This is a genomic window from Occallatibacter sp., from assembly GCF_049510455.1.
In the GTDB taxonomy this organism is placed as follows: Bacteria; Acidobacteriota; Terriglobia; order Terriglobales; family Acidobacteriaceae; genus Telmatobacter.
Genome location: NZ_JBEKYX010000011.1, coordinates 46,513 through 56,463, shown reverse-complemented (window position 1 = coordinate 56,463; position 9,951 = coordinate 46,513). Strand labels below are relative to the sequence as shown.

Here is a 9,951-nt window from a genome sequence, read left to right as displayed (position 1 = left end):
TCCAGCTTGCGGTCGCGTTCCGCGTGGATTTCCTGCTGACGCCCCGCCAGCACATCCTTCGGCGTGACGTAGCCGATGGCACTGTTCAGGCGGACGTTGTTGTAATGCTCGACGTAAGCCTGGCGGGTGGCCCCGATCCCGCTGCGCTCCAAGCGACACTGAGGGTGCCTCCGGTCCCTAGCCTTTGGGGACCGGGGATGGAAGCCATGGGACCGACGTGCTTACGGAGCTTCCGTAAGCACCTCAGCCAATTGCCTCGGGTCCACATTGCCGCCGCTCACCACCGCAACCGCCTTGTGGTACGCAGGCAGTTCCGCCGCATGAAAGAGCAGCGCCGCGGTCGTCACAGCTCCGCTCGGCTCAGGAACCAGCCGCGTCGTAGCCACAATCGCCCGCATCGCAGCGCGAATCTCCGCCTCAGTAACAGTAATGATCTTGTCCACGTACGCCTGAATGTGTGCAAAGTTCCTCACGCCCACGCTCTGCGTCCGCAGCCCATCCGCAATCGTCCGGCTGGTCAGCTCCGCGGGCCAGGTCACAATCTTTTTCGTCCGAAAGCTCTCCGCGGCATCGCCGGCCAGCTCCGGCTCCACGCCAATCACTATCGCCTTCGGGTTCAGCAGCTTCACCGACGTCGCCACGCCGCTCAGCAGGCCCCCGCCACTCACCGGCGCAAGCACCAGATCCACATCCGGCGCCGACTCCATAATCTCCAGCCCGCAGGTTGCCTGCCCGGCAATGATCGCCGGATCGTCATACGGCGGCACCACAACATACCCATGCTCGCGCACAAGTTCCTCGGCCTTCGCCAGCCGCTCGCTTGACGCCACACCCACATCGACAACCTCAGCCCCCAGCGCCAGCGTCGCCGCGCGTTTAATCGCAGGCGCATTCGACGGCATCACGATCACCGCCTTCGCACCCACCGCCCGCGCCGCATAAGCCACGCCCTGCGCATGATTGCCGCTCGAATAGGTAATCACGCCGCGCCGAACCTCTTCCGGCGTAAGCTGCAGAATCTTGTTCGCCGCTCCGCGCAGCTTAAAGCTGCCAATCGGCTGCAGGCTCTCGGCCTTCAGCCAGACATCAGCACCCGCGCCCTCAAACGGAGCGCGCACCAAAGGCGTCTTCACGGCGACATTAGCAATGTGCTCTGCCGCCGCATAAATCTCGTCAATCGAAACAAGCCGTTCCGTAATCATGTGCATTATTGAACCTCGGCTGGATGCAGCGCTTCAATGAGCGTATAGCGCGCAAAATCGCGTGTGTTGAAGGTGAGAATTTTTCTGACTCCGTGAACCTGCATCGCTGCCACAAGCCGTGCATCGTGTACCTGAACCCCACGGATGGAGTGCGCAACGAGAAGGTCACGCCAAACGCGGTATACATCGTGATTGTCGAGGAGCAATTGCAAACTGGTTTCGATGTATTTTGCTCTTGCATCTGCTTGTTCAATCGACAACTCGTAGCCGTTATTCTTAACTGGGCGAGTCAGAACATTCCAGAATTCGCTCAGATTCTGAGCCGTGTAGCAAGGCGCCCCGCCAGCATTCACGAGGTGTTGAATAGAGTTCTTGATGAGGCTGTATTCGGAGGCCTCGTGCTGTACCCAGCGAATAAGAACGTTAGTGTCCAGAAGAAAGAGCCCGCCTGCCATCTACAAGCGTTCCTCATAATAGCTGGCGCGGTCATTCACCTCGACAGGCAGAATCGGAAAATTCTCCGATCCTTCTGAAAGCCTCATGGACAACTGTTCTATGTCTTCCGCTGTCAGCTTCTGCGTTGCGGTTGGATCAAGCGGAAGATCATTCTGGATGAGCTTATGTACATAGTCTTCAGGCGCCATAGCATAGAGCCGGGCTTTTGCGGCAAGGTGTTCTTCCTCTTCCGGTCCCAGTTCAATCTGTAGTGTCATATTGCATCTTCTCCCGCTCCATTATCGGCGCATCTCCGCGGAAATAAAAGCGCAATCCGTAACTATGCTCATGGAAGATATTTTGCCGGAAGAGGCGTCTCCGGCGTCTCGGCCTGCCACAAAATCGCCTGCACCTTCCAGCGCGTACCGTCATAAACAGCCTGAATGCTGTTGATGCCGCGCGCAAACGGCGCGGGATCATTCAACGCATGCCGCGATTCATACGTGGACCAGATATGCGCCAGGCTTCCGTACTGTTCCACCTTGTTCACGGTGCCCTTCTCAAAGAAGTTGCCAGGCGCGCGCTTGGCGACCGCGCTGATCCAGTCCTCTACCGTAAGATTGCGCGCCGAGTAAGTCGGTCCATCCTTCGCCTTGCTGATCGGCGAAAGACGCGCATCCGGCAGAAACATCTCGCGGAAGCACGCGCGGTCTTGATCGTATGGCCCACTGACATTGGCGTAGACCGCTATGGCCAGATCGTCCAGCGTCTTGGTGGAAGGGCACGTCTTTGTTGGCGCAGAAGCCGTACCAGCCTGGGCAAAAGCGACCGGACAAAGCGCGGCAGCGGAGAGAGCAAGCAAAACCGCAATGCGTTTCATGCCGGGATTGTACAGCAGCTATATCTCCAGAATCACCGGCATAATCAGCGGCCTTCGTCCCGTCTGCTTCTGAATCAGCCGCTTCAGATCCACGCGCACTTTTTCCTTCACCATGCCGTAGTCGCTCTTCTGCTCGCCGCTCAGGCCATCCAGCGTCTTCAGCACCGTCTGGCGCGCCTCTTCGGTAATGTCCGCGCCGCCAAAACCGCGCATCACCACCTCCGGCGACTGCTCCACCTGTCCCGTGCGCTTGTTGATGGCCAGCACCGCAAGCACAATACCGCCTTCGCTCAGGATGCGCCTGTCGCGGATGACCACGTCCTCAACCACATCGATCGACGAGCCGGAATCGATCAGTACACGCCCCGCCGTCACCTTGTCGGCCTTGCGCGCGTCGTCTTTCGTCAGCTCCAGTACATCGCCGTCTTCAATGACAATGGCATGTTCCACAGCACCCGTCTCCATCGCAATCGCCGCGTGGCGCCGCAGGTAGCGGTAATCGCCATGCACCGGGATAAAGAACTTCGGCCTGACCAGATTGATCATCAGCCGCATCTCTTCCTGGCTGCCGTGGCCGCTCACATGAATCAACCCATGCGACCCATCGTCGTAAATCACATTCGCATCGCGCCGATACAGGTGGTCAATTACGCGGAAGATACCCTTCTCGTTGCCGGGAATAATCCGCGAGCTGAGAATGACCGTATCGCCCTTCTCAATGCGCGCATGCTTGTGATTGTCCACCGCGGCGCGGCTCAGCGCGCTCATCGGTTCGCCCTGCGTGCCGGAGATCAGAATCATGAGCTGGTCAACTGGGTAGTCTTTCATCTGTCCCGGATTGATAATCAGCCCATTCGGCACATCAATGTAGCCCAGGTCCTGCGCAATCTCCGTGCTCTCCACCATCGACCGCCCGATGATCGCCACCTTGCGTCCATGCGCCCGTGCCAACTCCATCGCAATCTGAATGCGGTAAATCGACGACGAAAAGCAGCTGAAAAACAGCTTCTTCTGCGTGCGCGAAAAAATCTCATCCAAACGCGGCCTTACCGCGCGCTCACTCGGCGTATAGCCCGGCCGCTCCACATTCGTCGAGTCCTGCAGCAGCGCCAGCACCCCGCGCTTGCCGTATTCGGCAAAGGTATGCAGATCGAACGCGTGGTTATCGAGCGGCGAAAGATCGATCTTGAAGTCGCCTGTGTGAATCACAACTCCCGCAGGCGTCTCAATCGCCAGCGCCACGCAGTCCACCAGCGAGTGCGTCACGCGAATCGGCTCAATCGTAAACGGCCCAATCGAGAACTTCGCCTTCGGCTCAATCTCGATCAGCTCCGTCTCGTCCAGCATGTGGTGTTCTTCCAGCTTGCCTTCCACGTATGCCAGCGTGAACTCCGTCGCATACACCGGAACCTTGATCTCGCTCAGGATCCAGGGCAGCCCGCCAATGTGGTCCTCGTGCCCGTGCGTCAAAATAATGCCGCGCACGCGCTGCTTGTTCTCCACCAGGTAGCTGATGTCGGGCACAACAATGTCCACGCCCAGCAGTTCCGATTCAGGGAACATCAGGCCGGCGTCGATCACGATAATGTGGTCTTCCCATTCGAGCGCCAGGCAGTTCATGCCAAACTCGCCCAGTCCGCCCAAGGGTATGATTTTTAACTTATTAGTCTGCATCTGTCAGATTTGATCCTATCACCAGAATCAATTTCGCTATTTCAACCGCCTATAATCGGCGTGCTATGAAAATCCCTCCCCGGTTGAAGCGTTTCCTTCCCGTGCTGCTCTTATGCTCGGCAGTTTATGCCCAAAAACAGCCTTGCACCACCGCCGGCACAGACAACGCCTTCCTCGGCATTCAAACCATCCGCCTGTGGACCGGTGACGCCCCCGAGGCCAAAGGCAAAGCCTGTGAAGATACGCCCACGCTGACGGTCTTTTTCCCCCGCTCCGGCGTCGCCAACGGCTCCTCGGTCATCATCCTGCCCGGCGGCTCCCACATGCGCCTTGCCGGAGACCTCGAAGGCCGGGAGATCGCGGACTGGTTCACCGCCCGCGGTATCACGGCATTCATCCTGCAATATCGCCTCGGCAGCAATGGCTATCTCTTTCCCGTTCCGCTCTACGATGCCCGCCGCGCCGTGCAACTCGTCCGCTCCCGCGCCGCTGACTACCATCTCGATCCGCATCGCGTCGTCATCATCGGCTTCTCCGCCGGCGGCCATCTCGCAGCTCTGGCTGCAACCAGGCCCATCGCGGGAAAAGAAGATGCTGCGGACCCCGTCGAGCGCGTCTCCAGCCGTCCCGATTTCCTCGTCCTCGGCTATCCCTGGATCGGCGCCATCTCCATGGATTATTCGCACCTCAACTACTGCAAGCTGATGAAAGTCGAAGACCGCTGCGAGGCCCTGACGAAGGAGTTCTCACCGGACCTCTTTGTCACCAAAGACACGCCGCCCACCTTCTGGTATCACACAGCGGACGACAACACTGTCCCCATCGAACAAGGCTTGCGTTTTTACGAAGCCCTCCTCAAGGCCGGTGTCTCCGCTGAAGCCCATATCTTCGCGCACGGCTCGCACGGCAGCGGCCTCGGCAAAGGCAATCCATCCCTCGACCAGTGGCCGCAGCTTCTGGAAACGTGGCTGCGCGCTCAGGGGATTATTTCAGAGATGAGACGCTGACTGATGGAATACTGAGCTACGTCCACGGATAGATATTTTCTTTGATTCCAAGAGACTTCTGTTGCCAGTCCGGGAGGCGAAAAACGCCTAGAATTTGGCGGAGGTCAATCACGCAAATCTGGACATGGGTTCGGTCGTGAAATCCGGCTTCTTCATAGAGTGGCTCACCCTCGGCAAATAAAGCACGCACAGTTTGATATGGCTGAACCGTAGGGTCTGATTCAGCCATCTTCTTACGGGCACGATGCAGATGCTTAATAACCGCACAATCCAGGTTACGCTTACCTTTCTCGACGCCTGTGTTGGCAGGAAGTTGCTCGCCAGTCAACTTGTGTAACTCACTCAGCCCTTCGTGGGCTGATCTAACCGCTTCGATTCCTTCTTGAGTTGTGAGGTCTAAGCATCGGCCAGGATCAATTACCGCACTTACAATTGAGGGTAGGTTGATTTTGCGCCAAGGGAGTTGAGCCCACCGGTATGCGCGAATGGGGTCGTTTTCCCAGAAGTAAACGCCGGGTCCCAACCAATCGTAGGAGTTATCTGCGGGCATAAACTCAGAACCGCCCAGAAGCTTCTGGGCGGTCTCAACACTGCAGCCATGAAAACCAAGTACGAGATTATTCAGGCTGACGGAACTCCTTGGCTAGTTTTCCACTCTTGTCGAAATAACCGTCGCTCATAAATAAATCAATCGCCTTTTCACGCGAGCTGTTTTCCTCGGTTAGTTCTTTTAATGCCTGCTGGAGTTTTACGCGTTCCTCGTGTCCCATTGGAAACTCCTTGCTGGTTAGTTTAACTGAGTGCTATTAACACGCTAATTGCATTTTAACAACTATAGAAAGATTGTCGAGTATCCGCATAGAGCCTTCTGCGTCTTTTCAGGGTGTATCGTCGTCCGTATAGCAACCATTTCCAATCCAGCGGATTTTCCTTACGCCGCTCTTAATCCCTTTGGAGGCTTCTGAACGATGAAAGCATGGTATCGGCCCAGTGTGTCCCAACCCAGTGTTTCCCACATACGTGTGTTCCATATAGGCGCGTCCCATATCGCATCCGTTGCGGCATTTGCCCTGATCTTTTCCACCGGCATAGCGCAGGCGCAGCAGTCCAATCCTCCCAACCCTGAAGCCCGGCAGGTCCGCCAGCTGGGCCAGGCCGCAGCAGACGAAAATGGAGAAAAACCCGCGCCGATTCCGCCGGAGAAGTCCTCCGTCACGCACCACACCATGACGCTCGGCGGCAAGCAGCTCACCTACACCGCCACCGCAGGCACACTTCTCGTCCGCGATCAGGACGACAAGCCCTACGGCAGCATCTTTTACGTGGCGTACACACTGGACGGCGCGGAAGCCAAGTCCCGCCCGGTCAGCTTTCTCTATAACGGCGGCCCCGGCTCTGCCACGCTCTGGCTGCACATGGGCTCATTCTCGCCCGTCCGCATCCAGACAGACAGTCCCAAAGCCACCGCCGGCCCGCCCTTCAACCTGGTCGAAAATCAGGAATCGCTCCTGGACAAAACCGACCTCGTCTTCATCGACGCGCCGCTCACCGGCTACTCCCGCGCCGTGGGCAAGGGAACTGCCAAGGATTTCGCCGGTGTCGATCAGGATCTGCGCGCCTTTGACCGCTTCATCACGCGCTATATCACCGTCAACCAGCGCTGGAACTCGCCCAAGTTTCTCATCGGCGAATCCTACGGCACCACCCGTTCAGCGGCCCTGGCAGACATGCTCGGCGGCGACGGCATCCAGTTGAACGGCGTCGTGCTCATCTCGTCGATCCTGAACTACAACATTGAAAATCCCGGCTTCGATATGTCCTACATCGGCAACCTTCCCAGTTATGCCGCCGCGGCCTGGTACTTCAACAAGATACAGAACAAACCGAAGAGCCTTCCCGACTGGGTGCAGCAGGCCCGCGAGTTCGCCGCCGGCCCCTACGCCACGGCTCTTTTCGCCGGGCATAACCTCTCCGATGCGGAACTCGATTCCGTCGCCAAACAGGTGAGCCACTTCACCGGTCTCAGCGTGGATTACGTCAAGGAAGCCAACCTCCGCATCAGCCCCACGCGCTTCCGCAAAGAGGTTCTCCGCGACGAGCGCTTCACCTTGGGCCGTTACGACATGCGCTTTGAAGGCGAGGATCTGGACGCAGCCGGCGAAAATCCCACCTACGACGCCTCCGACAGCGGCATCGGCGGAGCCTTCATCTCCGCGCTGCACGACTATCTTCAGCGCGAGCTGAAGTACGAAACCACCGATTCCTACAATCCCAGCGCCAACACTATCGGCGAGTGGGACTGGCACCACCGTCCCACCAGCGGCGGCTTCGGGCGCGGCGGCCAGCAGACTGCTCCTTACGTCGCCGGCGATCTGGCCGGAGCCATCCGCAAAAATCCTCACCTGAAGGTCTTTTCGGCCAACGGATACTTTGACCTCGCCACGCCGTTCTTCATCACCGAGTACGATCTCTCACACATGCAGCTTCCGCCTGAGCTGCGCGGCAACGTGCAGTTCGGCTATTACCCCTCCGGCCACATGATCTACCTGAATGTAGAGGCTTTACACAAGCTTAGAACGGACCTGGAAGGGTTCATTACGAGTGCCGTGAAATAGCGCCGGAAAGTGAGAAGCGGGCAACCGATTGGGGAGTGGAAGGATTTCCCCAAACCGATTGCCCGCTGGACCCTGAACCGGGTCTAGGTGGTACAACCAGTGTAGGGCTGTTTCCCGTAAAAGCAAGGGAAATCTTAAGAAAATTTCAATCTTTTCATCTCCGCAATCACCCATCCGGACCCCGCCACGCCAGATACCCTTCAAAGCCCCTTTCCGCATTGACCTTAACCACTCCCGCCTGATACAAAAAAGTGTTGTTCCATCCAAAACCGGCTGATGTACATGGCCACCTGATCGAACACCGAAACCCAGCATGAACGACATCATTCAACAAGTCGGGACACTTCTGCTCGGAGCCGTGCCTACGGTTCTGCTCTTCATCGCGCTGGTCCTGGCATATCAGTTTCTGATCCAGGGGCCGCTCACGCGCACCCTCGCGGAACGCCGCGCTCGCACCTCCGGCGCGGTGGAAGACGCTCACAAGGCAATTGCCCGCGCCGAACAGCGCGCTGCTGAGTACGCCGAAAAGCTTCGTCAGGCTCGCGTTGAGATTTTCAAGGCCCGTGAGCAGCGCGTCCAGCAGTGGACCGCGGAGCGCGATGCCGCCGTGAATGAGGCCCGCAAAGCGGCCGGGGTAAAGGTAGCCCAGGCCAAGGACGCCATCGGCGCCGAAGCCGAAACCGCGCGCCAGACGATACATGCGAGCGCCGGCGAATTGGCCAGCCAGGTTGTTCGCGCCATTCTGCCTCTGGCCGCCGGGGGGGCGCGTTGAAATTCAAGCTGAAACGTGTTTTCGCCCCGATTCTTTCGCTCGCCTTGCTCGCTGCTTTCGCAGCCGTGGTTCCTGCACAGGAATCGGCAGCCCAGCCCGCGCCCGCTGCCACACAGTCCGCATCGGATCCGTCTCCCGACCAGGTCAAGGTCAAAGACAGAAGCAGCCAAAGCAATGTGGAGAACTTCACCCACACCAGGCTCGTCCAGTCCATCGGCAAGGCAATGGGTCTGAGTACCGATGCCACGGCCAAGCTTTTCCTGTGGCTCAACTTCGCCATCATCCTCTTCGCCATCGTGATTCCGCTGGCAAAGATTCTGCCTAAGATCCTCCGCAAGCGCCGCGAGACGCTCAGCAAGAGTCTCGAAGAAGCCCGCAAAACCACCGCCGACGCCAACTCCCGTCTCAGCGCCGTGGAAGCCCAGCTCTCAAAGCTCGACCAGGAAATCGCCAAGATCCGCACCCAGGTTGAAGACGAGATCAAGAACGACGAAGCCCGCATCAAGTCCTCCATCGGGGAGGAAAGCGCCCGCGTCGTCGCTGCCGCCGAGCAGGAGATCGCCGTGGCAGCCGCCCAGGCTCAGCGCAGCCTCAAGGCCTTCGCCGCGGACCTCGCCATCGATCAGGCAGTCAAGCAGCTTACGCTCACCGCTGAAAATGACCGCGCATTGATCGAGGAATTCGTCAGCCAGACTGGCAACGGAGGAAATAACTAGCATGTCATCTGCATTTGCCTCCCGTTACGCGCGCGCCTTTGCGGATGTCGTCGGTTCGGCGCACCTCAACACCATTGCTATCGACCAGCAGTTGACCGATTTTCTCGCCACCTGGGACGGCAGCACCGAGCTGCGCTCCACCTTTGAGAATCCGGCCATTTCCGCTACCCAGAAGATCGCCATTCTCGACAAGCTCAACACCAAACTCGGCCTCCAGAAAGAACTGCGGAACCTCATCGCGGTGCTCATTCACAACGACCGCATCGTTCACGTGAAGGAAGTAATCGCGGCCTACCGCGCCGAGCTCGAAGAGCGGCAGGGAATTCGCCAGGCCGAAATCACCACCGCCCGTGAGCTGCCGGAAGACGAGCGCACCACATTGCTCATCGGCGTCGGTAAGCTTGCCGGAGCAAAGATTCAACCCACCTTCAAGCTGGACAAATCCATCCTCGGCGGCACCGTAGTCCGTATCGGCTCCACTGTGTATGATGGCTCCGTCCGCGGAAGGCTGGAGAGACTCAAGGAAGTATTAGTCGCGGGCTAGGCCTGCGACAGGGATCGGGGGTCAGGGATCAGGGGTCAGGAAATACAAGACGCCGGATTGCTGAGCCAAAATAAGTCTGGAACTGAATGAAGGGGAGTGGAAGTTA

General features: G+C 58.3%; 12 protein-coding genes. 5 read left to right on the top strand and 7 right to left on the bottom strand.

Annotated elements, in window-relative coordinates; translation table 11 throughout:
* Positions 1-221 precede the first annotated feature (221 nt).
* The 5 genes from ABSG47_RS03710 to ABSG47_RS03690 all read right to left on the bottom strand — a co-directional run bounded on the left by ABSG47_RS03710 (position 222) and on the right by ABSG47_RS03690 (position 4,191).
* Positions 222-1,208: a threonine ammonia-lyase gene (locus ABSG47_RS03710; protein ID WP_424166544.1), complete on the bottom strand. Its 987-nt coding sequence runs from the start codon at positions 1,206-1,208 to the stop codon at positions 222-224.
* On the bottom strand, positions 1,208-1,657 hold the full coding sequence (locus tag ABSG47_RS03705; protein WP_424166541.1) for a type II toxin-antitoxin system VapC family toxin: 450 nt from the start codon (positions 1,655-1,657) through the stop codon (positions 1,208-1,210). The genes ABSG47_RS03710 and ABSG47_RS03705 overlap by 1 nt, the downstream gene beginning before the upstream one ends.
* Positions 1,658-1,915, bottom strand: a complete 258-nt coding sequence (locus ABSG47_RS03700; RefSeq protein ID WP_424166538.1) for a hypothetical protein — start codon at positions 1,913-1,915, stop codon at positions 1,658-1,660.
* Between the two features lie 68 nt (positions 1,916-1,983).
* A complete protein-coding gene (locus ABSG47_RS03695; protein WP_424166535.1) occupies positions 1,984-2,517 on the bottom strand; it encodes a hypothetical protein in 534 nt (177 codons plus the stop codon).
* A gap of 18 nt (positions 2,518-2,535) precedes the next feature.
* Complete coding sequence (locus tag ABSG47_RS03690) at positions 2,536-4,191, bottom strand: ribonuclease J (protein WP_424166532.1); 1,656 nt, start codon at positions 4,189-4,191, stop codon at positions 2,536-2,538.
* Between the two features lie 83 nt (positions 4,192-4,274).
* On the opposite strand from ABSG47_RS03690, the gene ABSG47_RS03685 reads away from it, so the two are divergent.
* On the top strand, positions 4,275-5,198 hold the full coding sequence (locus ABSG47_RS03685) for an alpha/beta hydrolase (RefSeq protein WP_424166529.1): 924 nt from the start codon (positions 4,275-4,277) through the stop codon (positions 5,196-5,198).
* Positions 5,199-5,214: 16 nt separating this feature from the next.
* On the opposite strand, the gene ABSG47_RS03680 is transcribed toward ABSG47_RS03685, so the two are convergent.
* Both ABSG47_RS03680 and ABSG47_RS03675 read right to left on the bottom strand, forming a co-directional pair.
* On the bottom strand, positions 5,215-5,748 hold the full coding sequence (locus ABSG47_RS03680) for a hypothetical protein (RefSeq protein WP_424166526.1): 534 nt from the start codon (positions 5,746-5,748) through the stop codon (positions 5,215-5,217).
* A gap of 67 nt (positions 5,749-5,815) precedes the next feature.
* The gene (locus ABSG47_RS03675; protein WP_424166523.1) at positions 5,816-5,968 is read right to left on the bottom strand and encodes a hypothetical protein; all 153 of its coding nucleotides are present in this window, start codon (positions 5,966-5,968) and stop codon (positions 5,816-5,818) included.
* 198 nt (positions 5,969-6,166) lie between these two features.
* On the opposite strand from ABSG47_RS03675, the gene ABSG47_RS03670 reads away from it, so the two are divergent.
* The 4 genes from ABSG47_RS03670 (at position 6,167) to atpH (ending at position 9,845) form a co-directional block, all read left to right on the top strand.
* Positions 6,167-7,813 carry a S10 family peptidase gene (locus tag ABSG47_RS03670; protein ID WP_424166520.1) on the top strand — a complete coding sequence of 549 codons (1,647 nt, stop codon included), beginning with the start codon at positions 6,167-6,169 and terminating at the stop codon, positions 7,811-7,813.
* Between the two features lie 313 nt (positions 7,814-8,126).
* Positions 8,127-8,585, top strand: coding sequence for a F0F1 ATP synthase subunit B (locus ABSG47_RS03665; protein WP_424166517.1), 459 nt, complete (start codon positions 8,127-8,129; stop codon positions 8,583-8,585).
* Complete coding sequence (locus ABSG47_RS03660) at positions 8,582-9,301, top strand: F0F1 ATP synthase subunit B (RefSeq protein ID WP_424166514.1); 720 nt, start codon at positions 8,582-8,584, stop codon at positions 9,299-9,301. Before ABSG47_RS03665 ends, ABSG47_RS03660 begins: the two co-directional genes overlap by 4 nt.
* Before the next feature lies 1 nt (position 9,302).
* Complete coding sequence (atpH, locus tag ABSG47_RS03655) at positions 9,303-9,845, top strand: ATP synthase F1 subunit delta (protein WP_424166511.1); 543 nt, start codon at positions 9,303-9,305, stop codon at positions 9,843-9,845.
* Positions 9,846-9,951: the final 106 nt, after the last annotated feature.

Bases quoted from the DNA above. Each gene is read 5' to 3' on its own strand.
- ABSG47_RS03695 (WP_424166535.1), bottom strand. From the start codon at position 2,517: ATGAAACGCATTGCGGTTTTGCTTGCTCTCTCCGCTGCCGCGCTTTGT.
- ABSG47_RS03700 (WP_424166538.1), bottom strand. From the start codon at position 1,915: ATGACACTACAGATTGAACTGGGACCGGAAGAGGAAGAACACCTTGCC.
- ABSG47_RS03670 (WP_424166520.1), top strand. From the start codon at position 6,167: ATGAAAGCATGGTATCGGCCCAGTGTGTCCCAACCCAGTGTTTCCCAC.
- ABSG47_RS03665 (WP_424166517.1), top strand. From the start codon at position 8,127: ATGAACGACATCATTCAACAAGTCGGGACACTTCTGCTCGGAGCCGTG.
- ABSG47_RS03710 (WP_424166544.1), bottom strand. From the start codon at position 1,208: ATGCACATGATTACGGAACGGCTTGTTTCGATTGACGAGATTTATGCG.
- ABSG47_RS03680 (WP_424166526.1), bottom strand. From the start codon at position 5,748: ATGCCCGCAGATAACTCCTACGATTGGTTGGGACCCGGCGTTTACTTC.
- ABSG47_RS03705 (WP_424166541.1), bottom strand. From the start codon at position 1,657: ATGGCAGGCGGGCTCTTTCTTCTGGACACTAACGTTCTTATTCGCTGG.
- ABSG47_RS03690 (WP_424166532.1), bottom strand. From the start codon at position 4,191: ATGCAGACTAATAAGTTAAAAATCATACCCTTGGGCGGACTGGGCGAG.
- ABSG47_RS03675 (WP_424166523.1), bottom strand. From the start codon at position 5,968: ATGGGACACGAGGAACGCGTAAAACTCCAGCAGGCATTAAAAGAACTA.
- atpH (WP_424166511.1), top strand. From the start codon at position 9,303: ATGTCATCTGCATTTGCCTCCCGTTACGCGCGCGCCTTTGCGGATGTC.